Source organism: Devosia sp. FJ2-5-3 (assembly GCF_029201545.1).
Classification (GTDB): domain Bacteria; phylum Pseudomonadota; class Alphaproteobacteria; order Rhizobiales; family Devosiaceae; genus Devosia.
Genome location: NZ_CP104007.1, coordinates 2,025,156 through 2,050,885 on the forward strand (window position 1 = coordinate 2,025,156; position 25,730 = coordinate 2,050,885).

Annotated in this window: 23 protein-coding genes and 4 tRNA genes; 25 read left to right on the plus strand and 2 right to left on the minus strand. The window is 61.3% G+C overall.

The genetic code is table 11. The features are described 5' to 3' along the window. Positions 1-6: 6 nt before the first annotated feature. A tRNA-Leu gene (locus N0P34_RS09845) sits at positions 7-91 on the minus strand. A 420-nt stretch (positions 92-511) separates the two neighbouring features. Here N0P34_RS09845 and N0P34_RS09850 point away from each other — a divergent pair. The 3 genes from N0P34_RS09850 (at position 512) to N0P34_RS09860 (ending at position 3,914) form a co-directional block, all read left to right on the plus strand. Then, the gene (locus N0P34_RS09850; protein ID WP_275606843.1) at positions 512-850 is read left to right on the plus strand and encodes a P-II family nitrogen regulator; all 339 of its coding nucleotides are present in this window, start codon (positions 512-514) and stop codon (positions 848-850) included. Between the two features lie 62 nt (positions 851-912). Beyond that, positions 913-2,322 (plus strand): type I glutamate--ammonia ligase, encoded by a 1,410-nt coding sequence (gene glnA / locus N0P34_RS09855; protein WP_275606844.1) that lies wholly within the window; start codon positions 913-915, stop codon positions 2,320-2,322. A 125-nt stretch (positions 2,323-2,447) separates the two neighbouring features. After that, on the plus strand, positions 2,448-3,914 hold the full coding sequence (locus N0P34_RS09860; protein WP_275606845.1) for an NAD(P)H-hydrate epimerase: 1,467 nt from the start codon (positions 2,448-2,450) through the stop codon (positions 3,912-3,914). Between the two features lie 315 nt (positions 3,915-4,229). Here the strand turns inward: N0P34_RS09860 and N0P34_RS09865 are convergent, their stop codons facing one another. After that, positions 4,230-5,486, minus strand: coding sequence for a cytochrome P450 (locus N0P34_RS09865; protein ID WP_275606846.1), 1,257 nt, complete (start codon positions 5,484-5,486; stop codon positions 4,230-4,232). A 150-nt stretch (positions 5,487-5,636) separates the two neighbouring features. Here N0P34_RS09865 and N0P34_RS09870 point away from each other — a divergent pair, with 150 nt between their 5' ends. From N0P34_RS09870 to nuoG, 22 genes are all read left to right on the plus strand, one after another. Next, entirely contained in the window at positions 5,637-6,029 is a 393-nt protein-coding gene (locus tag N0P34_RS09870; protein ID WP_275606847.1) for a YciI family protein, read from the plus strand. A 128-nt stretch (positions 6,030-6,157) separates the two neighbouring features. Then, positions 6,158-6,385 (plus strand): hypothetical protein, encoded by a 228-nt coding sequence (locus N0P34_RS09875; RefSeq protein ID WP_275606848.1) that lies wholly within the window; start codon positions 6,158-6,160, stop codon positions 6,383-6,385. 257 nt (positions 6,386-6,642) lie between these two features. Next, positions 6,643-7,272, plus strand: a complete 630-nt coding sequence (locus N0P34_RS09880; protein ID WP_275606849.1) for an ATP-dependent Clp protease proteolytic subunit — start codon at positions 6,643-6,645, stop codon at positions 7,270-7,272. A gap of 170 nt (positions 7,273-7,442) precedes the next feature. Continuing rightward, entirely contained in the window at positions 7,443-8,720 is a 1,278-nt protein-coding gene (gene clpX / locus N0P34_RS09885; protein ID WP_275606850.1) for an ATP-dependent Clp protease ATP-binding subunit ClpX, read from the plus strand. Positions 8,721-9,017: 297 nt separating this feature from the next. Then, the gene (lon, locus tag N0P34_RS09890) at positions 9,018-11,444 is read left to right on the plus strand and encodes an endopeptidase La (protein ID WP_275606851.1); all 2,427 of its coding nucleotides are present in this window, start codon (positions 9,018-9,020) and stop codon (positions 11,442-11,444) included. A 106-nt stretch (positions 11,445-11,550) separates the two neighbouring features. After that, a complete protein-coding gene (locus N0P34_RS09895) occupies positions 11,551-12,798 on the plus strand; it encodes a TCR/Tet family MFS transporter (protein WP_345774459.1) in 1,248 nt (415 codons plus the stop codon). Between the two features lie 186 nt (positions 12,799-12,984). Continuing rightward, a complete protein-coding gene (locus tag N0P34_RS09900) occupies positions 12,985-13,257 on the plus strand; it encodes an HU family DNA-binding protein (RefSeq protein ID WP_275606853.1) in 273 nt (90 codons plus the stop codon). 127 nt (positions 13,258-13,384) lie between these two features. Then, positions 13,385-13,460 (plus strand) — tRNA-Val (locus N0P34_RS09905). A 470-nt stretch (positions 13,461-13,930) separates the two neighbouring features. Continuing rightward, a tRNA-Asp gene (locus tag N0P34_RS09910) sits at positions 13,931-14,007 on the plus strand. A 218-nt stretch (positions 14,008-14,225) separates the two neighbouring features. Then, positions 14,226-14,302: transfer RNA gene (locus N0P34_RS09915), tRNA-Asp, on the plus strand. Between the two features lie 288 nt (positions 14,303-14,590). Next, on the plus strand, positions 14,591-15,208 hold the full coding sequence (msrA, locus tag N0P34_RS09920) for a peptide-methionine (S)-S-oxide reductase MsrA (protein WP_345774460.1): 618 nt from the start codon (positions 14,591-14,593) through the stop codon (positions 15,206-15,208). A 216-nt stretch (positions 15,209-15,424) separates the two neighbouring features. Beyond that, complete coding sequence (locus N0P34_RS09925) at positions 15,425-15,973, plus strand: porin family protein (protein ID WP_275606855.1); 549 nt, start codon at positions 15,425-15,427, stop codon at positions 15,971-15,973. Between the two features lie 319 nt (positions 15,974-16,292). Continuing rightward, complete coding sequence (locus tag N0P34_RS09930) at positions 16,293-16,874, plus strand: hypothetical protein (RefSeq protein ID WP_275606856.1); 582 nt, start codon at positions 16,293-16,295, stop codon at positions 16,872-16,874. 225 nt (positions 16,875-17,099) lie between these two features. Next, positions 17,100-17,645: a hypothetical protein gene (locus N0P34_RS09935; protein ID WP_275606857.1), complete on the plus strand. Its 546-nt coding sequence runs from the start codon at positions 17,100-17,102 to the stop codon at positions 17,643-17,645. Between the two features lie 367 nt (positions 17,646-18,012). Continuing rightward, complete coding sequence (locus tag N0P34_RS09940; protein WP_275606858.1) at positions 18,013-18,378, plus strand: NADH-quinone oxidoreductase subunit A; 366 nt, start codon at positions 18,013-18,015, stop codon at positions 18,376-18,378. Next, a complete protein-coding gene (locus N0P34_RS09945) occupies positions 18,369-18,950 on the plus strand; it encodes an NADH-quinone oxidoreductase subunit B (RefSeq protein WP_275606859.1) in 582 nt (193 codons plus the stop codon). Before N0P34_RS09940 ends, N0P34_RS09945 begins: the two co-directional genes overlap by 10 nt. An 8-nt stretch (positions 18,951-18,958) precedes the next feature. Continuing rightward, positions 18,959-19,576 (plus strand): NADH-quinone oxidoreductase subunit C, encoded by a 618-nt coding sequence (locus N0P34_RS09950; RefSeq protein WP_275606860.1) that lies wholly within the window; start codon positions 18,959-18,961, stop codon positions 19,574-19,576. Beyond that, positions 19,576-20,766, plus strand: coding sequence for an NADH-quinone oxidoreductase subunit D (locus N0P34_RS09955; RefSeq protein WP_275606861.1), 1,191 nt, complete (start codon positions 19,576-19,578; stop codon positions 20,764-20,766). Before N0P34_RS09950 ends, N0P34_RS09955 begins: the two co-directional genes overlap by 1 nt. Then, positions 20,766-22,106 carry an NADH-quinone oxidoreductase subunit NuoE gene (gene nuoE / locus N0P34_RS09960; RefSeq protein ID WP_275606862.1) on the plus strand — a complete coding sequence of 447 codons (1,341 nt, stop codon included), beginning with the start codon at positions 20,766-20,768 and terminating at the stop codon, positions 22,104-22,106. The genes N0P34_RS09955 and nuoE overlap by 1 nt, the downstream gene beginning before the upstream one ends. Continuing rightward, positions 22,107-22,310: a hypothetical protein gene (locus N0P34_RS09965; protein ID WP_275606863.1), complete on the plus strand. Its 204-nt coding sequence runs from the start codon at positions 22,107-22,109 to the stop codon at positions 22,308-22,310. A 2-nt stretch (positions 22,311-22,312) separates the two neighbouring features. Beyond that, positions 22,313-23,620 carry an NADH-quinone oxidoreductase subunit NuoF gene (nuoF, locus tag N0P34_RS09970; RefSeq protein ID WP_275606864.1) on the plus strand — a complete coding sequence of 436 codons (1,308 nt, stop codon included), beginning with the start codon at positions 22,313-22,315 and terminating at the stop codon, positions 23,618-23,620. 4 nt (positions 23,621-23,624) lie between these two features. Then, positions 23,625-25,727, plus strand: coding sequence for an NADH-quinone oxidoreductase subunit NuoG (gene nuoG, locus N0P34_RS09975; protein WP_275606865.1), 2,103 nt, complete (start codon positions 23,625-23,627; stop codon positions 25,725-25,727). Positions 25,728-25,730 lie beyond the last annotated feature (3 nt).

Consider the following 25,730-nt stretch of genomic DNA (forward strand, 5'->3'; position numbering starts at 1 on the left):
CCAAATTGGTGCGGGTGAGAGGACTCGAACCTCCACGCCTTGCGGCGCTGGAACCTAAATCCAGTGCGTCTACCAGTTCCGCCACACCCGCATTGGGTCCCCTTCTGGCCGGGTTGGGGTTGCATCTATATCAAGAGATGGGGTCAGTCAAAGCCTAGCTTGGTGTTTTCGCCGGATTGACCGCACTCCTGGTCGTGTCAGGGGCACTTCGCGCGCCGATGGATGGCGGGCAAATTGGCGCAAATGCCGCGTCCCTGGCGCCCCGGTGGCGGTATGGCGCATAAATGACCACTTCCGACACAATCCAGACAGTCGTGGTCAAGCAATATGGTCAAAAATTGTGCACGGCGTTCGTTTCTTGTGCTAGGCCTTGCCGGGATGCTTGCTGACCATGTGTGGCGGGCAATGCTAAGTCTTTAATTTTTCAGTAAAATCGACGCCCTGGCACGAATGGCACGGCCCGTGCATAAAGGTTGGCGGTAACGGCCAAAGTCGGTCAGTGGAGGCACAGTTGAAGAAAATCGAGGCTATCGTAAAGCCCTTCAAGCTCGACGAAGTCAAAGAGGCTCTGCAGGAAGTCGGCCTGCAAGGCATCACCGTGACCGAAGCCAAGGGGTTCGGGCGCCAAAAAGGGCACACGGAACTCTATCGCGGGGCCGAATATGTCGTGGATTTCCTGCCCAAGGTGAAGGTCGAAGTCGTCTGCCCTGACGAGCTTGCCGAAAAGGCCATCGAAGCCATTCGCAACGCAGCGCAGACCGGACGCATCGGTGACGGAAAGATCTTCGTCTATTCCGTAGAGCAGGCGATCCGCATCCGCACCGGCGAATTCGGCGACGACGCGCTCTAGCCACCCACGCCCACCAGCCACACAGCCAATCAACAAGCATCTGAATAGACAGGGGAAACCTAATGACGACCGGAGCAGAAATTATCCAGCGCATGAAGGACGAGAACATCAAGTATCTCGACGTGCGTTTCACGGACCTGCGCGGCAAGCTGCAGCACGTCACCATGGACGCTTCGGTCGTTGATGCCGATCTGTTCGAAGATGGCGTGATGTTCGACGGCTCCTCGATTGCGGGCTGGAAGGCCATCAACGAGTCGGACATGGTCCTGATGCCCGATCCGAACTCGGCCTATATCGACCCCTTCTTCGCCGCCTCGACCCTCGCCATCAACTGCGACATTCTCGAGCCGGCCACCTACCAGCCCTATAACCGCGACCCGCGCTCGATCGCCAAGAAGGCCGAAGCCCTGGTCAAGACGACGGGTGTCGGTGACACCGTGGTGTTCGGCCCGGAACCCGAATTCTTCATCTTCGACGACGTGAAGTACTCGACCTCGACCTACAAGGTCGGTTTCCAGGTCGACGCGTCGGAGCTGCCGACCAATAACGACGCCGAATATGAGCACGGCAATAACGGCCACCACATTGGCCTCAAGAAGGGCTATTTCCCGGTTCCGCCGCTGGACAGCGCCCAGGATATGCGCGGCGAGATGCTCGAAGCGATGGGCCAGATGGGCGTCATCATCGAGAAGCACCACCACGAAGTGGCTTCCGCCCAGCATGAGCTTGGCCTCAAGTACAAGCAGATGATCGCGTCGGCTGACGACGTGCTGATCTACAAGTATGCCGTGCAGCAGGTTGCCAATTCCTATGGCAAGACCGCGACCTTCCTGCCCAAGCCCGTCTATGGCGACAATGGTTCGGGCATGCACTGCCACATGTCGATCTGGAAGGACGGCAAGCCGCTGTTCGCCGGCGACCAGTATGCAGGCCTGTCGACGGAGTGCCTCTACTACATCGGTGGCGTGATCAAGCACGCCAAGGCCATCAATGCCTTCACCAACCCGACCACCAACTCCTACAAGCGTCTGGTGCCCGGTTTCGAAGCCCCCGTGCTGCTGGCCTATTCGGCCCGTAACCGTTCGGCTTCCTGCCGTATCCCCTTCGGCCAGTCGCCGAAGTCCAAGCGCGTCGAAGTGCGTTTCCCCGATCCGCTGGCGAACCCGTACCTGGCCTACACCGCGCTGTTGATGGCCGGCCTCGACGGCATCAAGAACAAGATCCACCCCGGCGACCCGATGGACAAGGATCTCTACGAGCTGCCGAAGGACGAACTCAAGGGCATCCCGACCGTTTCCGGTTCGCTCCGCGAAGCGCTCGAAAACCTCGACAAGGATCGCGATTTCCTCAAGGTCGGCGGCGTCATGGATGACGATTTCATCAACGCCTATATCGATCTGAAGATGGCGGAAGTGCTGCGTGTCGAAATGACCCCGCACCCGGTCGAATACGAAATGTACTACTCCGCCTGATTGGCGCGAGCGGAACGAGAAAGGGCCCTTCGGGGCCCTTTTGCTTTTTGGCCGTCCGGTCTGGTCGGGGAGCGTCGCAGGCCCTATGTGTTGGGCGGAATCGTTTGCTGGTTCGGGAGCACGCCATGTCGCAGGCCGATATTCTTCTCAGCCCTCAGGAAATGGCGCAGGCCGACCGCCTGGCCGTCGCCGGCGGCATGCGCTCCTTCCGGTTGATGGAGGCTGCCGGCAAGGCGGTGATGGAAGCCATTATCGAGCGCTATTACCAGCGCTCCGTGCTGGTGCTGTGCGGGCCGGGCAATAATGGCGGCGACGGGTTCATCGTGGCGCGGCTGCTGCAACAGCGGGGTTGGCCGGTGCAGGTGCGGCTCCTCGGCAATCGCGCCGATCTCAAGGGTGATGCCGCGCAGGCGGCCGAACTCTGGACCGGGCGCTGCGACGAACCCACGCCCAAGGATATCGATGACGCCGATCTGGTGGTCGACGCCATGGTCGGAGCCGGGCTCGACCGGTATTTGACCGGCGCCTATGCCGACATGGTCAATGCGGTGAACGAATCCAGCCTGCCCGTCGTGAGTATCGACGTGCCCAGCGGCATTGACGGGGCAACAGGCGCGATTCGCGGCGCGGCGATGATCTCCGACATGACGATTACGTTTTTCCGGCTGAAGCCGGGGCACCTGCTCCTGCCGGGGCGGCAGCATTGCGGGGAAGTGGTGCTCGCCGAGATCGGCATTCCCGAAAATGTGCTGGATAAGATCGGCGCGCGGGCCTGGCAGAACACGCCGGCGCTGTGGTCGCTGCCGGGTGCGCTGGCGGATGGGCATAAATTCGACCGTGGCCATGTCGTGGTTGTCTCGGGCGGCGTATTGGAGACCGGGGCGGCACGACTGTCTGCCTATGGCGCTTTTCGCGTTGGCGCGGGGCTGGTGTCGCTGGCTGGGGAAACTGAAGCGTTACGGGTTCATGCCAATCACGTCACCTCGATCATGCTCAAGCCGGCCGAGGATGCGGATGGTCTTGCCAGGTTACTGAAGGATCGCCGGATCAATTCGGTTGTGATCGGCCCGGCAGCGGGCGTGGGCGACGGGACACGGGCCAAGGTGGCGGCAGTGCTGGCCTCCGGCGCAGCGGCCGTTCTCGATGCCGACGCCATCACCAGCTTTGCCGAGGGCAGTGAGACGCTCTTTTCCGCTATCCAGGCGGAGCAGAGGCCGGTCGTGCTGACGCCGCATGAAGGGGAATTCCGAAAACTCTTTGGCGATGTGCCGGGCGGAAAGCTGGAGCGGGCGCGGGCGGCTGCAGCGCATTCGGGCGCCATTATCCTCCTCAAAGGAAGCGACACGGTCATCGCGGCGCCCGATGGACGCGCAGCCATCAATGCCAATGCGCCGACCTGGCTGGGCACGGCCGGGGCAGGGGATGTGCTGGCGGGTGTCGTGGCGGGCCTCCTGGGCCAGGGCATGGGTGGGTTCGAAGCCGCATGCGCCGGCGTCTGGCTGCACGCGGAGGCGGCCAACCGGTTTGGCGGGCCCGGCATGCTGAGCGAGGATCTGCCGCTGCTGTTGCCGGGCGTGCTTGTCGGGCTTTGAGGCGTCCCGGAGGGAAAACCGCTCCAGTGGAGCGATTTTAGCCAACAAGGCCATGAGAACTGCGCTCGAATGGCGGGGGGGGGGGGCTGCAGGGGCAATTTCTCCCTCGGAGAATATGCCGGTAAAATCACTGTCTTCCCTTGGGCTTGACCCGAGGGGCGGTTTGGTCGCCCCTTAGCTAAGGGCTGGTGGACAGTGGCCCTCGGGTCAAGCCCGAGGGAAGCCCGGTGTGTGGGGGGCTGGAGGCAATCTCAAACCGCGAGAGGGCTAGAAAAGCCGACGGGACGATGCCGTGATCGGAACGCCGTTGCCGGATCAGTCCCAGCGGACCATCAATTTTTCGAGGCCGTGGAAGTGATAGACGTCGCCGTAGCGCGGGGGCTCGGCGAGGCGGAGCTTTGGCAGGCGCGCGAAGAGGGTGGACATGGCCTCCTGCAGCTCGATGCGTGCCAGCGGCGCGCCGATGCAGAAATGGATGCCGGCGCCGAAGCTGACATTGGCTCCGTCGGTGCGGAATGGGTCGAATGTGCCGGCATTGGCGAAGCGCCTGGGGTCGCGATTGGCGGCGCCGAGCATGAGGCCGATCACGTCACCCCGGCGTAACGGGATGCCCTCATAATCCATGTCCTGCAGGGCATAGCGGGTGAAGAGATGCAGCGGGGCGTCGAACCGGAGGCACTCCTCCACCGTCGCTTCGGCCTGCTCGGGTGTCGCGAACAGGGTCTTGGGGTCGAGCCCGCTTTGAAGGATGGATTTAACGCCATTGCCGGTGGTGTGGACGGTGGCCTCGTGGCCGGCATTGAGGAGGAGGATGGCGGTCGACATGACCTCGTCGTCGCTCAGCTTTTCTCCGCCCTGCTCGGTGGTGAGCATATGGGTGAGGAGATCCTCGCGCGGGGTTTTCCGGCGCTCGGCGATGACGGAGCGAAGATATTCGGTAAAATCGGCGGCAGCCTGATTGGCGTCGAGTTCCGTCTCGTGGGTGACGCCATACATGTACATGGTCACCATGCGGTTGGACCATTCGAGCAGTTTTGGCGCCATCTCCGCCGGCAGCCCGATCATCTCGGCGATGACGATCGCCGGTATCGGGGCTGCGAAGGCCTTTATGAGGTCGACGCTGTCTCCGCCCTCAAAGCCATCGATGATCTCATTGGCCAGCTGATTGATGCGCGGGCGCAAGAGCTCGACCTGGCGGGACACAAAGGCGCGGTTGACCAGGAGGCGCAGCCGGGTGTGCGCCGGAGGCTCGAGATTGAGCAGCGAATATTTTTCGGTGAGATCGAAATCGGCGACATGCGGCTTGGGCTCGGGCAGGCCGATTTCCTCGCGGCTGGCGATGTGAAGAATATCCCGGCCGAAGCGCTTATCGCGTAACAGCGCGCTGACCGATTTGAAATCGGCAAAGCACCAATGGCCGTACTCTTCCCAGAAAAAGGCCGGCTGGCTGGCGTGGCGCTCTGCATAGAAAGGGTAGGGGTCCTGGAAAAAGACGGGGTCCTTGGGATTGGCACTGGCCCGGCGATCGGCGGGCACGTCGGTGATGGGCTTGATCTGGAGAATGGAGGCCATGGTTATCCGGTGGGCTAGACTGGGATCACCATAAGCGGTGCCGAACGGGCGGCAAATCTTTCGTGCAAAAACGGGAAGAAAAGTCTGGCAAATTAGTCGAGGCGGCGTCTGCGCATTCGTTGGCGAGATATCCAACAACGGAGATCGGATATGAAATTCCTCTGTCTATTCTATTTTGCGCCGGACGCCTTCGCGGGCGTGAGCGCCGAAGAAATGGTCCGCATCGATGATGCGACGATCGACCATGACCGCAAGCTGAGGGCGGCGGGACATCTGCTCTATGCCTCGCCGCTGGTCGATGTGGCAGAAGAGACCATCATCGACCGAAGGCCGGTCCGGATGTCGCAGATCGATGGCCCCTATTCGGAGAGCAAGGAGGTCGTCGGCGGCTTCGTGCTGGTCGAAGCGCGGGACATGGACGAGGCGCGTGCACTCTTCGCCGATGACCCGATCGCCGCGCATGCGCGCATCCAGATCCGGGCGCTTCGCGATGGCGACGAGCACAGCCAGACCGGCGGCGGCAGGCCGGAGCCGCTGCTCTGATTGGCGTCGCATCTGGGGGCCCGCGCCCTGCTGGCCCCCAGATGCGCCCAAATCCGACCAAAAAGCCTTGGCAAGTGGACTGCAATGATGTCTTGAAGGCAGTCAAACGCGACTGAGGATTTCTAAACGTGAGCGATATCACCGTTTCTGCTGCCATCGAGGCCATCTACGCCTCCATCCGCAACGATAACGAGGAGCTCGACCTGCACATGGCGGCGCTCAAGAGCGCAATGGCCAGGGAAGGTGTGAGCGAAGCGGTTTTCGAGACCAGCAAGCTGGCGCAACCCAACCGCCAGGGCCGCAAGCTGATGCAGGCCTATTTCAAGAAGAAGGGGATTGCCGTTTCGTTTGCCTGATCCGATTGACTCAAAGGCAAACGGCACGTTCACCTTATCATCACGGCAGGGGGATCTTCTATTGAAGCTTGCCCCATTGCCGCCTATCTCTGCCTTTACCGCCCGCAAGGCGGTTCGCCTGCAATCGGCCAGTCGCGCCGATTCGATTTTCGACACGTCACGCTGCCCTGCCACACTCATCCGGGGGCAAAGACGTGGTTCAACCAATTTAGCTTGCCAACCGTCACGCGACGCGGGAGGGAGCCAAGGGGCAAAATATGCGGGATTCGCACGATCTATACATGAATACGCTCGTACCCATGGTGGTCGAGCAGTCGAACCGCGGCGAACGCGCCTTCGACATCTATTCGCGCCTGCTGCGTGAGCGTATCATCTTCGTGACCGGCGTGGTCGAGGACAATATGGCTTCGCTGATCGTGGCGCAGCTGCTGTTCCTCGAATCAGAGAACCCGAAAAAAGAAATCGCCATGTACATCAACTCGCCCGGTGGCGTGGTGACGTCGGGCCTTTCGATCTACGACACGATGCAGTTCATCCGTCCCGCCGTCGCCACCATGGTGATGGGCCAGGCCGCATCGATGGGCTCGCTGCTGCTTGCAGCCGGTGAAGCGGGCATGCGCACGTCGCTGCCGAACTCGCGCGTGATGGTTCACCAGCCGTCCGGCGGCTTCCAGGGTCAGGTCACCGACATCCTGATTCATGCCAAGGAAGTCGAGGGTTTGAAGCGCCGTCTTAATCAAATCTATGAGAAGCACACGGGGCGTACATACGAGGAAATCGAGGCCGCTCTCGAGCGCGATCGCTTCCTCAGCCCTGAAGAAGCCAAGACCTTCGGCCTGATCGACAGCGTGTTCGAAAAGCGCGCAGTCCCGGAGCCGACGGTCTGATAGGCCGTTAATCACGATGCCGGTGCGCCGTGGAGTGTGATCCTGGTGCAATTGCATGCAGCCGGAACGGCCTTTAAGGTCGTTTCGGCTTAGACTTTCTTTATGTCTTGGGCGTTACCGTTTTCGATAACGCTTGATTTTGGGGGCCCTTAGCCCCCGGGAGTGACTGGATGTCCAAAGAGACAACAAACGGCGAAACCTCGAAGAACACGCTTTACTGCTCGTTCTGCGGGAAATCCCAGCACGAGGTTCGCAAGCTGATCGCCGGGCCGACCGTGTTCATCTGCGATGAATGCGTCGAGCTGTGCATGGACATCATCCGTGAAGAGAACAAGACCTCCATGGTCAAGTCCTCCGACGGGGTGCCCACCCCAGCTGAAATCTGCAAGGTGCTGGATGACTATGTCATCGGCCAGTTCCGCGCCAAGCGCGTGCTGTCCGTTGCCGTGCACAACCACTACAAGCGCCTGCATCACGCCAGCAAGAACCAGGACGTGGAGCTTTCCAAGTCCAACATCCTGCTGATCGGCCCCACCGGTTCGGGCAAGACGCTGCTGGCGCAGACGCTGGCGCGTATTCTCGACGTGCCGTTCACCATGGCGGATGCGACCACGCTGACCGAAGCCGGCTATGTCGGCGAGGACGTGGAAAACATCATCCTCAAGCTGCTCCAGGCTGCCGACTACAATGTCGAAAAGGCCCAGCGCGGCATCGTCTATATCGACGAAGTGGACAAGATTTCCCGCAAGTCGGACAATCCGTCCATAACCCGCGACGTGTCGGGCGAAGGCGTGCAGCAGGCCCTGCTCAAGATCATGGAAGGCACCGTTGCCTCCGTGCCGCCGCAGGGCGGGCGCAAGCATCCGCAGCAGGAATTCCTGCAGGTCGACACCACGAACATCCTGTTCATCTGTGGTGGTGCGTTTGCCGGGCTCGAGAAGATCATCTCGGCGCGTGGCGAAGGCTCGGGCATCGGCTTTGCGGCCACGGTCAAGGATCCGCAGGATCGTCGCGTTGGCGATCTGCTCAAGGACGTTGCGCCGGAAGATCTGGTGCGCTTCGGCCTGATCCCGGAATTCATCGGTCGTCTTCCGGTCCTCGCGACCCTAGAAGACCTGGATATTCCGGCCCTGATCGAAATCCTGACGGCGCCGAAGAACGCCCTGGTGCGCCAGTACCAGCGTCTGTTCCAGATGGAAGAGGTCGAATTGACCTTCCACGAGGATGCGCTCAAGGCCATCGCTGAGAAGGCCATCGAACGCAAGACCGGCGCGCGCGGCCTGCGCTCGATCATGGAAGCGATCCTGCTCGACACCATGTACGACCTGCCTTCGCTCGAAGGCGTGGAAGAAGTGGTGATCTCGGAAGAAGTGGTGAAGGGACGCGATGTGCGCCCGCTCTACATCTATTCCGAGCGCAAGAAGGAAGACATGCCTGCCGGCGCCTGATCGCACCGACGGACAAGACATCGATGGCCTCCGGCTCGCGCCGGGGGCCATTTTGTCTTTCAGGGAGAAAAATCCACGATATCAACGCTGTGCCTTAGGCACACGGGTGTTTTCGGGATTATCACATATCTCCTGTGCGTAGACCGTTCGGTGGTCATAAAAGCTTCTTGCCTGACTTGCGGTACCCCTCCTGAGCCCTATTTATTAACCTGAATCGCCCAGCCTTTCGGGATTGGGTAGTCGCAATACGGGCGTGCCAATTGAGTTCCTGCCGGCGCGCCCCGGAAAGGAAATGTGATGTCGGACGTTAATCCCACCGGCGAAGTGAGCCGGGACCGGGTTTACCCGGTTCTTCCCCTGCGCGACATCGTCGTCTTCCCCGGCATGATCGTGCCGCTCTTCGTGGGCCGCGAGAAATCGGTGAAGGCGCTCGAGGAAGTCATGCGGGACGACAAGCACATTCTTGTCGTCACCCAGAAAAATGCGCAGGACGATGATCCGGCGCCCGAACAGATCTATTCGACCGGTACGATCGCCACCGTCCTGCAGCTGCTCAAGCTTCCGGATGGCACGGTGAAGGTGCTCGTCGAGGGCCTGAGCCGCGCGACCATCGACCAGTATGTGCAGACCGAAGAATATTTCGAGGCTGAAGCCACTCCGTTGCCGGAGCCGGCTGAAGACGAGATCGAAGTCGAAGCCCTGGCGCGGTCCGCCCAGAGCGAGTTCGAGAACTACGTCAAGCTGAACAAGAAAATCTCGGCCGAAGTTGTCGCTGCCGTCGGGCAGATCGAGAACGCTTCCAAGCTCGCCGATACCATCGCCAGCCACCTCGTGATCAAGATCCCCGAAAAGGAAGATCTGCTCTCGACCCTGTCCGTCATCGAACGCTTCCAGAAGATCATCGGTCTGATGGAAGGCGAGATCGGCGTGCTGCAGGTGGAAAAGCGCATCCGTGGCCGCGTCAAGCGCCAGATGGAGAAGACGCAGCGCGAGTACTATCTCAACGAGCAGATGAAGGCGATCCAGAAGGAACTCGGCGACGGCGAAGACGGCGCCAACGAGATCACCGAACTGGAAGAGCGCATTGCCAAGACCAAGTTGTCGAAGGAAGCGCGCGCCAAGGCTGACGGCGAGGTCAAGAAGCTCAAGGGCATGAGCCCGATGTCGGCTGAAGCCACCGTCGTGCGCAATTACCTCGATACGCTCCTGGGCCTGCCCTGGGGCAAGAAGAGCAAGGTCAAGCGCGACCTCAACCTCGCCGAGAAGGTGCTGGATGAGGATCACTATGGCCTTGAGAAGGTCAAGGAACGCATCCTCGAGTATCTGGCCGTGCAGGCCCGTACCGGCACGCTCAAGGGCCCGATCCTCTGCCTCGTCGGTCCTCCGGGCGTCGGCAAGACCTCGCTGGGCAAGTCGATCGCCAAGGCGACCGGCCGTGAGTTCGTGCGCATGGCGCTGGGCGGGGTTCGGGACGAAGCCGAGATCCGCGGTCACCGCCGCACCTATATCGGCTCCATGCCCGGCAAGATCATCCAGTCGCTCAAGAAAGTGGGCAAGAACAACCCGCTCTTCCTGCTCGACGAGATCGACAAGATGGGCCAGGATTTCCGCGGCGACCCGTCCTCGGCCCTGCTCGAAGTGCTCGATCCGGAACAGAACAACACGTTCAGCGACCACTATCTTGAAGTCGATTTCGACCTCAGCGACGTGATGTTCGTGACGACGTCGAACACGCTGAACATTCCGGGTCCGCTGATGGACCGCATGGAGATCATTCGCCTCTCGGGTTACACCGAAGAGGAGAAGCACGCGATCGCCAAGCAGCACCTGATGCCGGAAGCGGCTCGCGAAAACGGCGTCGCGCATGGCGAGTTCGTGCTGAGCGACGAGATGCTGATGAAGGTCATCCGCGGCTATACCCGCGAGGCCGGCGTTCGCAATCTCAAGCGCGAAATCTCCAAGCTGATGCGCAAGGCCGTGACCGACATTGTCCGCACCAAGGTCAAGTCGATCGAGATCGATGAAGAGCGTCTGGCCAAATATCTCGGCCCGTCCATCTTCAAGCACGGCGAGATCGAAGCCGAGGCACAGGTGGGTCTGGTGACTGGCCTGGCCTGGACCTCCGTCGGTGGCGAACTGCTGACGATCGAAGGCGTGATGTCGCCGGGCAAGGGCCGCATGTCGGTCACTGGCAACATCAAGGAAGTGATGAAGGAATCGCTGACGGCTGCACAGGCCTATGTGAAGTCGCGCAGCATCGATTTCGGCATCAAGCCGCCGCTGTTCGATACGCGGGATATCCACGTCCACCTTCCTGAAGGCGCTACGCCCAAGGATGGTCCTTCGGCTGGTATCGGTCTTGCAACGGCGATCGTGTCGGTGATGACCGGCATTCCGGTGCGCAACGATGTCGCCATGACCGGCGAAATCACGCTGCGGGGCAGGGTGCTTCCGATCGGCGGGCTCAAGGAAAAGCTCCTTGCGGCGCTGCGCGGCGGCATCAAGACCGTGCTGATCCCGGAAGAGAATGTCAGGGACCTCCAGGAGATCCCCGACATCGTCAAGGAAGGCATGGAAATCGTGCCGGTGAGCCGGATGGATCAGGTGATCGAGCGGGCGCTGGTGCGCAAGCCCGAGGCAATCGAATGGGATTTCGATGCCCAGCCTGCCGTGGCCACCAAGGCCGATCCGGCCGACGACACAACAGCTGGTTTGACGCACTAGGCGCCAAATCATCGACACTCTCAGACGGCGGCCTTCGGGCCGCCGTTTTGCGTTCTGCTGCCAGAAGGTGTCAGCAAGTGATGCGGGGGCCGCTTGTAACGGTGGCGTGAACTCTCTACCTCAGTGGGCCCCTTGCGGCGCCAGGAGAGTTTTCATGAACAGGGCCCTCGTCGTCATTCTCGCTGCGGTGCTGCTCGACGCGATCGGTATCGGGCTGATCTTTCCGATTCTTCCAGCGCTGTTGCGCGAAGTGGGGCACACGGACAGTATTTCCCTGCTGCTCGGGATCATGCTGGCGCTTTATTCGGCCTGCCAATTCCTGTTTTCGCCGATTCTGGGCGTGCTGAGTGATCGATTCGGTCGTCGCCCGGTGCTGCTTCTGTCGCTCGCGGGGGCGGCCATCGACTATCTCATCATGGCGTTCGCGCCCCATTTGTGGGTGCTGGTGCTCGGGCGCGCCATTGCGGGCGTCACCAGCGCGAACATGGCCGTGGCGACGGCCTATATCACCGACATTTCGAGCGAAGATGAGCGCGCCAAGCGGTTCGGGCTTTTCCATGCCATGTTCGGCGTGGGATTTATCATCGGCCCGGTGCTCGGCGGCATTCTGGGTGACATGTGGCTGCGCGGGCCGTTCCTTGCCGCGGCAGTGCTCAATGGAATCAATCTCGCGCTGGCATTCTTCGTCCTGCCCGAATCGCGGCCGGGAAAGAGCGACGCGCGGTTCAGCCGGGATACGCTCAATCCCTTCAAGCCACTGGCCTGGGCGTTCAGCTTCAAGGCGCTGATCCCGCTCATCGCCATCTTCCTGATTCTCAATCTTGTCGGCACCGTCTATGGCACGGCCTGGGCCCAGTTCAGCGAGGACGTCTATGACTGGAACGGCATGACCATCGGCCTGTCGCTTGGCGCCTTTGGGGTGTTTCATGCGCTGGCGCAGGCCTTTCTCACCGGCCCCGCCGTGGCGAGGCTGGGTGAACGCTGGGCAATGGTGGTGGGCATGGCGTTCGAGACGGGGGCACTGCTCACCCTGGCCTTCGCCGGCTATGGTTGGGTGCTGTTCGCCATGGCGCCAGTGTTCGCGCTTGGCGGCATCGGCATGCCCGCGCTCCAGTCCCTCACGACGCGGCAGGTCGATTCGGACAAGCAGGGCCAATTGCAGGGGGTCCTGGCGAGCGTCGTCAGCCTGGCTGCAGTGTTCGGACCACTGATGTTCAGCATGGTCTATGCCGAGGTGCGCGGTTCATCGCCCGGGATGATCTGGATCGTTGCGGTCGCAATCTACCTGCTCGCGCTACCCTTGCTGCTGGGAATCAAGCGCACGCCAAATGTGGCAAGAACGGGGGCGGAATGACGGTGGAAAGCCCGGAAAACCGGCCATTGCAGGCTTGTTCGGCACTGAATTCCACGCCATTAACGTTTCCGCACCGCTCGCCCCCGCAAAAGACGCGGAAATCCTTGCCTTTCGGCTAGAATCGACCAAGGGTTACCGAGATTGTGGTTCGCCAGCGAGGGCGGGCACTCACTGTGAGGATACGCTATGAACAAGAACGATCTGGTTGGCGTCGTTGCCGACAAGGCTACGATCACCAAGGCTCAGGCCGCTGAAGCGGTTGACGCAGTGTTCGAAGCCATCACCGCGGCCCTTAAGGCTGGCGACGAAGTCCGTCTGGTCGGTTTCGGCACGTTCGCCGTGTCGCAGCGCAAGGCTTCCACCGGCCGCAACCCGGCCACCGGCGCCGAAATCCAGATTCCGGCTTCCAACCAGGCCAAGTTCAAGCCCGGCAAGGGCCTGAAGGACGCCATCAACTAAGCCTGTGTCAGGTTCGATCCTCGAGCGGCCCCGAGCGTTTATCGCCGGGGCCGTTTGTTTTTGCACAATGCCTGTTGACGCGCGCGGGCGGGCACCCTAACAAGGCGCCACTCCGCACAAGCGGCGGGGGCGATTAGCTCAGTTGGTAGAGCGTCTCGTTTACACCGAGAATGTCGGCGGTTCGAGTCCGTCATCGCCCACCATTTTTCCCCTTACATTACAGTTCGTTGGGTGCGCAGCACAGCGGCGGAACGCCGTCCGCCGTGACCAAGGCCGTGTCGGCTGCGATGCTCTGCGATCACAGGCGCGGTCGCTAACGACAGGGGGTGCCTTTCCGGACTGGCCCGCTGAATACGCTCGGGACGGGCTGCCCATGGAACAAGGCTCGAATGCCGGCTGTCGTCGCGGTTGGCAGCCGGTTCGTCCGATTTCGTTTTGATCGGGGCGGGCTGCTTCGGGTCAATGGCCTTTTCCCAACCGACAGGGCCCTGGCGAGCCAGGCAGGTCTTTCGGGCACCGAAAATTTTCCGCGCTCCAATGCGTCGGCGCCTATTTCGCGCGATTTGGGGCAGGGCTGTGAATAAAATCTGGCGATCGGGCGAAGGCGCTTGACTTCGTCCTGTATCCCGCTAAATGGAAGCCACGTTGCGCGGATGACTTGTTCGCAAGCGCTGCGGGAGTAGCTCAGTTGGTTAGAGCGCCGGCCTGTCACGCCGGAGGTCGCGGGTTCGAGCCCCGTCTCTCGCGCCACCCTTTTTCAGGGTAGTGCAACATTTTTCCTCCCTTCAGTTTCCTTTTTATATGCAGTCACGATCGCACGCTTTGCGATGTCGCGCGGTTTTCGTGCCGTCGTCCTTTTCCACGCTAAAATGTGGAAAGTGCGAGAGAATTTTCTGAAGGCCTTTACATCGGAAATCGGTTCCCGTAGATGAACCACACGTTGCGCGGATGACTTGTTCGCAAGCGCTGCGGGAGTAGCTCAGTTGGTTAGAGCGCCGGCCTGTCACGCCGGAGGTCGCGGGTTCGAGCCCCGTCTCTCGCGCCACCCTTCTTCACCGAAATCACCGGTTGATTGAAAAGGGTTGGCGCCCGGTGGGGTCGCCGAAATTCCTTCATTCTTTGCCGCCCGACCCGATTGTCATATCGGCGTGAGGGGGATGCTTCCAGAAGCAAGCTGCGCAATAGTGGCGGGGTCAGCACAAGCTGATCTGTTGCCGGTGCGCCCATGCAAAGCTTTCGTCTTAGTCGCCGAACTGTGTTGGCCGGATTTGCGGCGCTTCCGGTGATCGGGGCATTTCCATTTCTGCGTGCCACGATGGCGCAGGAGCAGCCCGTGGTCATTCCAACTCCCGAACGCGATCTGGCCGAAGACGGTGGTCAGGCTGTCGCCGTTTTTGCCGGCGGGTGTTTCTGGGGTGTGCAGGGCGTGTTTCAGCGCGTCCGCGGCGTGCTGAGTGCGGTGTCCGGATATTCAGGGGGGTCGGCAGAGACGGCCACCTATGATTTAACGTCCAGCGGCCAGACGGGCCATGCAGAGAGCGTCGAGATCACCTACGACCCGTCCGAGGTCAGCTTCGGCAAATTGCTGCAGATCTATTTCTCGGTGGCGCATAACCCGACCCAGCTCAACTACCAGGGGCCGGACAGGGGGACGCAATATCGCTCCACGGTGTTCTACCGCAACGATGCGCAGGCAGAGGTGGTCCGCGCCTACATCGCCCAGCTCGATGCGACCGGCCTGTTCGACGGCCCCATCGTGACGACGCTCGAGGCGCTGAATGGCTTTTACCCAGCCGAGCAATATCACCAGGACTTCCTGACGCTTAACCCCACCTGGCCCTATATCGTGCACCACGATCTGCCCAAGATCGCCGCGCTCGAGGCGCTGTTTCCCTCGGAATTCCGGGCCGAGCCGGTATTGGTGGGGCAGTTGGCGCAAGCCAGCGGATAACAGTGTGGCCAATGGGCCACGATCGCCTGGCGCCTTGTTTTGGCCCTCTGGAAGTCGGCAAGTGGCCAGAAAGCGCCGCCATCTCTTTGCGGGCGGGCAGGGGTGCACCGTGTTGCTCGATTGCATCCCTTTCCGCCTGAGAAGGCCATCGACGGAACACTTGCCGAAAGGGGGCGTTTCGTTGTCCCAGATGGTCCAGAATTAAGGAGACAAGCGATGCGCAAGTTTACCAGGATCGCACTGGCGACACTCGCCACCGCCATTCCCGTGGGGGCGGTGCATGCCGCCGACCTCATTACCGTGCCGACGAGTACTCCGGTGGAAATGCCGGTCTATGAAGAGGCGGGATTTGACTGGAACGGTTTTTACGCCGGCGTCTATGGCGGCGTGCAGAACAGCGACATTGGCGGCACGCAATATGGTCTGGGTGTCCAGGCCGGCGTGAACGCCCAGTTCGACTTCTACCTGCTCGGCGCCGAAGTGGCGGTGCAGGGCATTACCGGCGGAAATAATGTCGAGACCAGCTATGGCCAGATCCTTGGTCGGGCCGGCCTCGTGGTGACCGATGATGTGGTCGTCTACGCCGCGGGCGGTTATGGCATCGACCTTGGTGCCCCTGAAGAGCAGGATGTGCTCCTCGGTGGTGGCGTGGAACTGGCCGTAACGGACTCGATTTCGGTCCGCGCGCAGTACCTTCACGCCTTCCCGGTTCAGGGCGACAATCCCAAGGATCAGTTCACGATCGGGGCGAATTTCCACTTCTGATTCCGGCGATAACCGAATCTCAACAAATGGCCCCGATTTCGAATCGGGGCCATTTGCATTTCAGGCAAGAATGTGGCAACGTCCCCCTCGCTAGCCACATTAAGGCACTTTTAACGACCGGCGATCGTCGCAAAGTGGGGGAATGTGCCAGCAATTTGTATCAAATTGGACCAATTGCGCGACTTTGGTGCAACACCTCTCGCAAATGGTCATCAAATTTTATCCCCACTGCCCAATTTGCGTTGGTGTGGGGTTGTCTTAGCGTGTCCCCTGAGTCATGTATCAGCCGACTACGGTTAACTCTATGGGAGTGCAAGATATGTTTGTACGTTCGCTTTCGCTTGGCGTTGCTGCCGCTGCCCTGATGGTTGGTGGTGCTTCTGCCGCTGACCTGATCATCCCGACCACCCCGCAGCCGATCTACCAGGCAGCTGGTTTTGACTGGGAAGGTCTCTATGCCGGTGCTCGTATCGGTGGCCAGTTCGTTGGTACCAGCGCTCCGGGCTTCGCCAACCAGATCAACAACACCACCTACGGCGTTGTCGGTGCTGCTGTCGGCGTGAACTTCATCCCCGTCGACCCGATCCTGGTCGGCGTTGAAGTCACCGGTGACTACCTCTGGGGCAACAACGTTACCTCCTCCAGCGAATTCTTCGCTAACCTGCGCGTTGGTGCTGTCGTGACCGACGCCGCCCTCGTGTACGCAATCGGCGGTGTTGGTGTTTCGAGCACGAACAACACCTCGACCGGCGTGTTCCAGCTTGGTGGTGGCGTTGAGTTCGCCGTTACCGACGCTGTCACCGTTCGCGGTGAACTCGTTGGCCAGGGCAACCTGAACAACAACGGCGGCGACTTCTTCAAGGCCGCCAAGGCCACCGTCGGTGTGTTCTACCACTTCTAAGAATCTGGGCTGAGGGGTTACCCCCTCGGCCTGCTATTCTTGCAACCCAATTCGGCGAACCGAGAAATCGGTTCGCCGTTTTGGTTTTCAGCGTTTGGCTGTGTGTCCGGCACGCTACACTTTCGCTTGAAGTAATGAGCGGCCTCATTTGTGAATTGTGGGGGGATTGCGACCAAATAGAGGCTCTGCCAGTCTCTGCGCATCTACTCCTGCTTGAGGGCGAAAATGACTGTACGTGCACTGCTTGTCGGCGTGTCTATCGCCGCGCTTGGTTCTGTTGCAGCTTCGGCTGCGGATCTCATCATCCCCACGACGCCGCAGCCGATCTACTCGGCCGCAGGCTTTGACTGGGAAGGCCTCTATATCGGTGCCCGCGTCGGCGGCGAATCCTACAACAGCGTGGGCTTCGGCGTGATCGGCGGCGTGGTCGGCGTGAATTTCATTCCTGTCGACCCTTTCCTGCTCGGCCTTGAAGCCACCGGCGACTATATCTGGGGCAATGGCGTCGGCGCCGGCGAATTCTTCGCCAATATCCGCGCTGGTGCCATCGTGACCGATGCCGCGCTCGTCTACGCAATCGGCGGCGTTGGCGTCTATTCCGGCAATGGCGTGACCGTCAGCGAATACCAGCTTGGTGGTGGTGTCGAATTCGCAGTGACCGACGCGATCACCGTCCGCGGCGAACTCGTCGGCATGGGCGATTTCGACAATGCCAACGACGCCTTCTTCGAAGGTGCGAAGGCAACAGTGGGCGTATTCTACCACTTCTGAGAATCACGTCTGGCGCGCTGACCGCTCCGCCGACGCTTATTGCAGACTTTCTGAATGGCGAGCTCGATCAGGGCTCGCCATTTTGCTTGCAGAGGGGGGCAGGGGCGGGGGCCAAATGTTTCGGATTTCCAAACAAGGTCCGGTTTGCGCGAAAAATACTTCTCTCGATTGCGCCTTTGGGGCGTTCATCTCGCGAATGCGTGATTTCGCGATATATGATTGTCATGGTCATGTTTTCTTTCCCTTGAAACCGGGTGGGGGAAGGTCTAAGCCCTAGCCATCAAAAGAAGCGTCGGTTCGCTGGCCCCAATTGCCGGCAGACCCACGTATGCCGGCTCCCCGCCGGTGCAAACCTTTAGGCTGCCGCATGACTGATTTGCTCAGCAATTATTTGCCCATCGTCATATTCGTCGGACTTGCTGCCGTTATCGGCCTGGCGCTGCTCGTTGCGCCCTGGCTGGTGGCCCATCGGCGGCCCGACCCTGAGAAGGTATCGGCATTCGAAGCCGGTTTCGAGGCTTTCGACGATGCGCGAATGAAGGTCGACGTCCGGTTCTACCTGGTGTCGATCCTGTTCATCATCTTCGATCTGGAAGTGGCCTTCCTGTTTCCGTGGGCGGTCGCTTTTCACGACATTGGCTGGTTCGGTTTCTGGTCGGTCATGATCTTCCTGGGCGTGCTGACAATCGGTTTTATTTATGAATGGCGTAAGGGAGCTCTCGAATGGGATTGAGCCAGGCCGATTCGACTTTGGTTACACCGCGTCCGACGGGCGCGCTGGATCCTTCCACCGGCAAGCCCATTGGTGCTGACGACCCGTTCTTCACCGGGGTGAACAACGAACTCGCCGACAAGGGTTTTCTGACCACCACCGTGGCGCAGCTCATTACCTGGGCGCGCACTGGCTCGCTGATGTGGATGCAGACCGGCCTCGCCTGCTGCGCGGTCGAGATGATGCAGATGTCCATGCCGCGTTATGACGTGGAGCGCTTCGGCACTGCGCCGCGCGCCTCGCCGCGCCAGTCCGACGTGCTGATCGTCGCCGGAACGCTGACCAACAAGATGGCGCCGGCACTGCGCAAGGTCTATGACCAGATGCCGGAGCCACGCTACGTCATCTCCATGGGCTCCTGCGCCAATGGCGGCGGCTATTACCACTATTCCTATTCTGTCGTGCGTGGCTGCGATCGCGTGCTCCCCGTGGACGTCTATGTTCCCGGATGCCCCCCGACCGCCGAGGCGCTTCTCTATGGCATCCTGTTGCTGCAGAAGAAGATCCGCCGCGACGGCACGATCGAGCGATAGGGCGCGCCATGGACGAGATTATCAATGTCGAGCCGCTGGCGGCGCTGGGCGAGCATATCGCCGGGGCGCTTGGCGCGGCGGTCAACGGGTTTGAGGTCGCCTATGGCGAACTCACGCTCAATGTCGAGCGGGACACCATCGTCGAGGTGGTGACATTCCTGCGCGATGACGCCAAGTGCCGTTTCATTGCATTTGTCGATGTGTGCGGCGCCGATTATCCGGCCCGTGAATTTCGCTTCGACGTGGTCTATCACCTCCTCAGCCCACATTTGAACCAGCGCATCCGCGTCAAGCTCCAGGCCGACGATGTGACGCCGGTGCCGTCCATTGTCGACGTCTTCCCCGGCGCGAACTGGTTCGAGCGCGAGGCATATGACCTCTATGGCGTGCTGTTCTCCGGCCATCCCGATCTGCGTCGCATCCTGACCGACTATGGTTTTGACGGGCATCCGCTGCGCAAGGACTTCCCACTCACCGGCTTCGTGCAGGTGCGCTATGACGAAGAGCGTCGGCGCGTCGTCTACGAACCGGTCGCGCTGCAGCAGGAATTCCGCACGTTCGATTATCTGTCGCCCTGGGAAGGGACCGACTACGTGCTTCCGGGCGACGAGAAGGCGAAGAACTGATGTCTGAAGTCGACGTTCGCAATTTCACCATCAATTTTGGCCCCGTGCACCCGTCTGCGCACGGTGTGCTGCGTTTGATCCTCGAGCTTGACGGTGAGCTCGTCGAGCGGGTCGATCCGCATATCGGGCTTTTGCATCGCGGCACCGAAAAGCTGATCGAGGCCAAGACCTATCTGCAGGCCTTGCCCTATTTCGATCGCCTCGACTATGTGGCGCCGATGAACCAGGAGCATGCCTATGCCCTGGCCATCGAAAAGCTGCTCGGCCTCGAAGTGCCGCGCCGCGGCCAGTTGATCCGCGTGCTCTATTCCGAGATCGGTCGCCTGCTCGCCCACCTGATGAACGTCACCACCCAGGCCATGGACGTCGGCGCGCTGACGCCGCCTGTGTGGGGTTTCGAGTGGCGCGAAAAGCTGATGATCTTTTATGAGCGCGCTTCCGGCGCGCGCATGCATGCCGCCTATTTCCGCCCCGGTGGCGTGCATCAGGACCTGCCGCAGGATCTGGTCAACGATATCGGCGTGTTCTGCGGCGAATTCCTCGATTTCATGGTCGATCTCGATCGGCTCCTCACCGAAAACCGCATCTTCAAGCAGCGCAATGTCGATATTGGCGTGGTGCCGCTGGAAGAAGCCTGGGCGCGTGGCTTTTCGGGCGTCATGGTCCGTGGTTCCGGCGCCGCGTGGGACCTGCGCAAGTCGCAGCCCTATGACTGCTATGCGGAGATGGATTTCGACATTCCGGTCGGGGCCAATGGCGATTGCTATGACCGCTATCTGATCCGCATGGAAGAAATGCGGCAGTCGACGCGGATCATGCAGCAATGCGTGGAAAAGCTGAATGCTGCCGATGGCAAGGGCCCCGTGGCCTCGGTCGATGGCAAGGTGGTGCCGCCCAAGCGCGGTGAGATGAAGCAGTCCATGGAGGCGCTCATCCATCACTTCAAGCTCTATACCGAAGGCTTCAAGGTGCCGGCCGGCGAGGTCTATGTCGCGGTCGAGGCGCCCAAGGGCGAGTTTGGCGTCTATCTGGTCTCGGATGGCACCAACAAGCCTTATCGCTGCAAGATCCGCGCGCCGGGTTTCGCTCATCTCAGCTCCATGGATCATCTCTGCCGCGGCCACATGCTGGCCGACGTGGCGGCGATCCTGGGTTCGCTCGATATCGTGTTCGGAGAGGTTGATCGCTGATGGTTGCGCGTCGCCTTGCGGACGAGTCGGTTCAGCCGGCAAGTTTCGCCTTTAACGCAGAAAATCTCGCCTGGGCCGAAAAGCGCATCGCGCTTTATCCCGCCGGTCGCCAGCAATCCGCGGTCATTCCGCTGTTGATGCGCGCCCAGGAGCAAGACGGCTGGGTCTCCCGCGCCACCATCGAGGCCGTGGCCGAGATGTTGGGCATGGCCTATATCCGCGTGCTCGAAGTCGCCACGTTCTACACCCAGTTCCAGCTGCAGCCGGTGGGCAAACGCGCCCACGTGCAGGTTTGCGGCACGACGCCGTGCATGCTGCGCGGGGCAGGGGAATTGATCGAGGTCTGCAAGAGCAAAATCCACCACGATCCGCACCACCTCAACGCAGATGGTTCGATGTCCTGGGAAGAGGTCGAGTGCGCCGGCGCCTGCGTCAACGCCCCCATGGTCACCATCTTCAAGGATACCTATGAGGATCTGACCCCCGGACGGCTCGAGGAAATCATCGACGCCTTCCACGCGGGCCGCGGCGATACCATCAAGCCCGGTACCCAGATCCAGCGCCTCAATGCTGCGGCCGAAGGCGGCCAGTCGACGCTGCTCGAAATGCCGACGGCCACGCGCGAAAAATTCGTGCCGCCCCCGCCACCACCCGAGGCTGCCGCAGCTGCGCCTGCCGCAGCCCCTGCTGCTGCTCCGGCAGCGCCCGCGCCCGCACAGGCGCCGACAACCGCTGCGCGGCCCAAGGATGTGACGGAAGAATCCGCTCCGGCCATCAAGGGGACGCCCGCCGACGCCAAGGTTTCCGAAGGCAAGGCCGAGGCCGAACGCGCCAAGGCCAATGTCGAGGCCAAGGCCGACGGCACGCCGAGCCAGCCCATGCGCGAAGGCGCTGTCGGCGCCGAGGTCGAAGGCGGCAAGATCGACGGCGGCAAGGCTCCCGGCAAGCCGCATGACAACCCGCCTGCCGCTGACGGTTCGTCCGCCACGGTCGGCAAGGAAAAGCCCGAGATCATCGCGCCCGCGGCCAATCCGGCCGAGGTCAACCCGGTCGCGGAGAAGGGTGGCATCCAGCCGCTGTTTACCGCTCCCGCCGGTGATCCGGATGATCTCAAGCTGATCTCCGGCGTCGGTCCTGTTCTCGAGGGGCGTCTCAATGCCCTCGGGATCACGCAGTGGAGCCAGGTGGCAGCAATGACACCCGACGATATTGCCAAGGTCGAAGCCAGCCTCAACTTCAAGGGTCGCGTCGCGCGCGACAACTGGTTGGCTCAGGCGGAAGTCCTGGCGCGCGGCGGGGTCGAAGAATACCGCAAGGTATTTGGCAAGGATCCGCGCTAAATGGCTGAACGCAGAATCGATTTCGGCAGACTGGGGATGGCTGAATACGGCGTGGGTGCCGGTTTCGCCGTCGTCTGCGTGATAATCGTTTCCGGGTTCGCCGAATTCGCCAATGTTGAGCTGCCGGGCTATGTCTCGGTGGCGGTCGGGGCGGCGATCGGTGTCGCTGCCTGGTTTTCCTATTTGTTGAAGCGGAATAGCTGATCATGCTCGCTGATAAGGACCGCATATTCACCAATCTCTATGGCCAGCATGACTGGCGCCTTGAGGGCGCGAAGTCTCGCGGGGCATGGGTTGGCACCAAGGAATTCATCGAATCCGGCCGCGACTGGATCACCAATGAGGTGAAGTCCTCGGGCCTGCGTGGCCGTGGTGGAGCAGGTTTCCCGACCGGGCTGAAGTGGACCTTCATGCCGAAGGTGAACGACGGGCGTCCGCACTATCTGCTGGTCAATGCCGACGAGTCCGAGCCGGGCACCTGCAAGGACCGCGAAATCCTGCGCCATGATCCGCACCATTTGATCGAAGGGTGCCTGCTGGCCTCCCGCGCCATGGATGCGCACCTGGCCTTCATCTACGTCCGTGGGGAATTCGTGCGCGAGCGCGAGCGGCTCGAACATGCCGTGCAGGAAGCCTATGACGCCAAGCTGATCGGCAAGGACAATATCCACGGCTGGGATCTGGACATCATCGTCCACCACGGCGCCGGCGCCTATATCTGCGGCGAAGAAACCGCGCTGATGGAATCGCTCGAAGGCAAGAAGGGCCAGCCCCGCCTCAAGCCGCCGTTCCCGGCCGGCATGGGCGTTTATGGCAACCCGACCACGGTCAACAACGTGGAATCGATTGCCGTCGTGCCGGAAATCCTGCGCCGCTCGGGCGCATGGTTCTCCTCCATCGGCCGTCCGAACAATGTCGGCACCAAGCTCTTCATGGTCTCGGGCCATGTGAACAAGCCGGCGACCTTCGAGGAAGCCCTGGGTGAAAGCTTCAAGGACATCATCGAAAAGCACTGCGGCGGCATTCGCGGCGGCTGGGACAATTTGCTGGCCGTCATTCCCGGCGGCGCATCATGCCCGGTCGTGCGGGGCGAAGACATGATGGATGCCATCATGGATTTTGACGGCATGCGCGAAAAGAAATCGTCCTTCGGCACCGGCGGAATGATCATCATGGACAAGTCCACCGATATCATCCGGGCGATCTGGCGCATCTCGGCCTTCTTCAAGCATGAGAGCTGCGGCCAATGCACGCCGTGCCGCGAAGGCACCGGCTGGATGATGCGCGTCATGGAACGCATGGTCGAAGGCCGCGCCCAGAAGCGCGAGATCGACATGCTGTTCTCGGTGACCAAGCAGATCGAAGGTCACACCATCTGCGCCCTTGGCGACGCGGCCGCATGGCCGGTCCAGGGCTTGATCCGCAACTTCCGCGACGTGATCGAGGCGCGGATCGATCAATATACATATTCGTCCACCAGCGATGGCGCCGTGCCTTCGATTGCGGCGGAGTAGGACAATGGCCCAGATCAAAGTCGACGGTACCCTCGTCGAAGTTCCTGACTACTACACGCTGATGCAGGCTGCCGAAGCCGCCGGGGCCGAAATCCCGCGCTTCTGCTACCATGAGCGCCTGTCCGTGGCCGGCAATTGCCGCATGTGCCTCGTCGAAGTGAAGGGCGGTCCGCCAAAGCCCCAGGCCTCGTGCGCCATGTCGGTGAAGGACCTTCGTCCCGGCCCGAACGGCGAGCCGCCCGAAATGTTCACCAACACGCCGATGGTCAAGAAGGCCCGCGAAGGCGTGATGGAATTTCTCCTGGTCAACCATCCGCTCGATTGCCCGATCTGCGATCAGGGCGGTGAGTGCGATTTGCAGGACCAGGCCATGGCCTATGGCGTCGACAAGTCGCGCTATAGTGAAAACAAGCGCGCGGTCGAAGACAAGTATCTGGGGCCATTGGTGAAAACGGTGATGAACCGTTGTATCCACTGCACCCGTTGCGTGCGGTTCACGACGGAAGTCGCCGGCATTTCCGAAATGGGTCTCCTCGGTCGCGGCGAAGACGCCGAGATCACCTCCTATCTCGAGCGCGCGCTGTCGAGCGAACTGCAGGGCAATGTCATCGACCTCTGCCCGGTCGGAGCCCTGACCTCCAAGCCCTATGCTTTCCATGCCCGTCCGTGGGAGCTGACCAAGACCGAATCCATCGACGTCATGGACGCCGTGGGCTCGAACATCCGCGTCGACAGCCGTGGCCGTGAAGTGATGCGCATCCTGCCGCGCGTCAACGAGGCCATCAATGAAGAGTGGATTTCGGACAAGACCCGTTTCGTTTGGGATGGCCTCAAGAACCAGCGCCTCGACCGCCCCTATGTCCGCAAGGGCGGCAAGCTGCAGGCGACCAGCTGGGACGAAGCTTTCGCCGCCGTTGCGGGCCGCATCAAGCAGGCTGGCAACAAGGTCGGTGCCATCGCCGGGGATTTGGCTGCCGTCGAGGAAATGTTTGCGCTCAAGGCGCTGCTGGCCTCGCTGGGTTCGGGCATGACCGATGTGCGTCCAGCCATGTCGGGCATCGATCCGTCCATGCCGCGCTCGGCCTACCTCTTCAACCCGACGATTGCCGGGATCGAGGAAGCCGACGCCATTCTCATCATCGGCTCCAATCCGCGTCGCGAAGCGGCTGTGCTCAATGCGCGCATCCGCAAGACCTGGCGCGGCAAGAATTTGCCGATCGGCGTGATCGGCGAACAGGCCGATCTCACCTATAATTACACCTATCTCGGCGAAGGCTTTGAGACCCTGGCCGATCTGGCCGCGGGCAATGGCTCGTTCGCTGAAACCCTGGCCAATGCCCAGCGTCCGCTGATCATTGTCGGGGAGGGTGCCGTGTCCCACGCCAGCCTCGGCAAGCAGGTCGGTCGCGATGTCATCGCTCTGGCATCCAAGCTCGCCAGCGGCCCGAATGTGGCCGAGGGCTGGAACGGCTTTGCCATGCTGCACAACGCAGCCAGCCGCGTCGGTGGCCTCGATATCGGCTTCGTGCCGCATGACGGTGGCGTCTGCTCGGCAGACCAGATCGCTCTCGCCGGCAAGGGCGAGCTCGATGTCCTGTTCCTGCTCGGCGCCGACGAATATGACATGTCCGCCATGGGCAACGCCTTCGTCGTCTATATCGGCAGCCATGGCGATGCCGCGGCACACCGCGCCGACGTCATCCTGCCGGGTGCGACCTATACCGAGAAATCGGGCACCTATGTGAACACCGAAGGGCGCGTGCAGACGACGACCCGCGCCGTGTTCCCGCCGGGCGATGCCAAGGAAGACTGGGCCATCGTCCGCGCACTCTCGGGTGCGATTGGCAAGCCGCTTCCGTTCAACTCGCTCAGCCAGCTGCGCTCGGCCATTTACGCTGAAGTGCCGCATTTGGCCCGTATCGACGAGATCATGCCGGCCAATGGCGCTGACCTCGGCGCGCTGGCCAAGGCTGCCATCAAGACCAAGTCGGCGCCGTTCAAGTCACCGGTCTCCGACTTTTATCTCAGCAATCCGATCGCGCGCGCTTCGGCGACCATGGGCGAATGCGCCGCATTGGCCGCGGGCTTGCAGCAGGCGGCGGAGTAGGGG

Bases quoted from the DNA above. Each gene is read 5' to 3' on its own strand.
- nuoE (WP_275606862.1), top strand. From the start codon at position 20,766: ATGGTTGCGCGTCGCCTTGCGGACGAGTCGGTTCAGCCGGCAAGTTTC.
- N0P34_RS09940 (WP_275606858.1), top strand. From the start codon at position 18,013: ATGACTGATTTGCTCAGCAATTATTTGCCCATCGTCATATTCGTCGGA.
- N0P34_RS09935 (WP_275606857.1), top strand. From the start codon at position 17,100: ATGACTGTACGTGCACTGCTTGTCGGCGTGTCTATCGCCGCGCTTGGT.
- nuoG (WP_275606865.1), top strand. From the start codon at position 23,625: ATGGCCCAGATCAAAGTCGACGGTACCCTCGTCGAAGTTCCTGACTAC.
- N0P34_RS09965 (WP_275606863.1), top strand. From the start codon at position 22,107: ATGGCTGAACGCAGAATCGATTTCGGCAGACTGGGGATGGCTGAATAC.
- clpX (WP_275606850.1), top strand. From the start codon at position 7,443: ATGTCCAAAGAGACAACAAACGGCGAAACCTCGAAGAACACGCTTTAC.
- N0P34_RS09900 (WP_275606853.1), top strand. From the start codon at position 12,985: ATGAACAAGAACGATCTGGTTGGCGTCGTTGCCGACAAGGCTACGATC.
- glnA (WP_275606844.1), top strand. From the start codon at position 913: ATGACGACCGGAGCAGAAATTATCCAGCGCATGAAGGACGAGAACATC.
- N0P34_RS09945 (WP_275606859.1), top strand. From the start codon at position 18,369: ATGGGATTGAGCCAGGCCGATTCGACTTTGGTTACACCGCGTCCGACG.
- N0P34_RS09955 (WP_275606861.1), top strand. From the start codon at position 19,576: ATGTCTGAAGTCGACGTTCGCAATTTCACCATCAATTTTGGCCCCGTG.
- N0P34_RS09865 (WP_275606846.1), bottom strand. From the start codon at position 5,486: ATGGCCTCCATTCTCCAGATCAAGCCCATCACCGACGTGCCCGCCGAT.
- nuoF (WP_275606864.1), top strand. From the start codon at position 22,313: ATGCTCGCTGATAAGGACCGCATATTCACCAATCTCTATGGCCAGCAT.
- lon (WP_275606851.1), top strand. From the start codon at position 9,018: ATGTCGGACGTTAATCCCACCGGCGAAGTGAGCCGGGACCGGGTTTAC.
- N0P34_RS09860 (WP_275606845.1), top strand. From the start codon at position 2,448: ATGTCGCAGGCCGATATTCTTCTCAGCCCTCAGGAAATGGCGCAGGCC.
- N0P34_RS09930 (WP_275606856.1), top strand. From the start codon at position 16,293: ATGTTTGTACGTTCGCTTTCGCTTGGCGTTGCTGCCGCTGCCCTGATG.
- N0P34_RS09925 (WP_275606855.1), top strand. From the start codon at position 15,425: ATGCGCAAGTTTACCAGGATCGCACTGGCGACACTCGCCACCGCCATT.
- N0P34_RS09880 (WP_275606849.1), top strand. From the start codon at position 6,643: ATGCGGGATTCGCACGATCTATACATGAATACGCTCGTACCCATGGTG.
- N0P34_RS09870 (WP_275606847.1), top strand. From the start codon at position 5,637: ATGAAATTCCTCTGTCTATTCTATTTTGCGCCGGACGCCTTCGCGGGC.
- N0P34_RS09950 (WP_275606860.1), top strand. From the start codon at position 18,959: ATGGACGAGATTATCAATGTCGAGCCGCTGGCGGCGCTGGGCGAGCAT.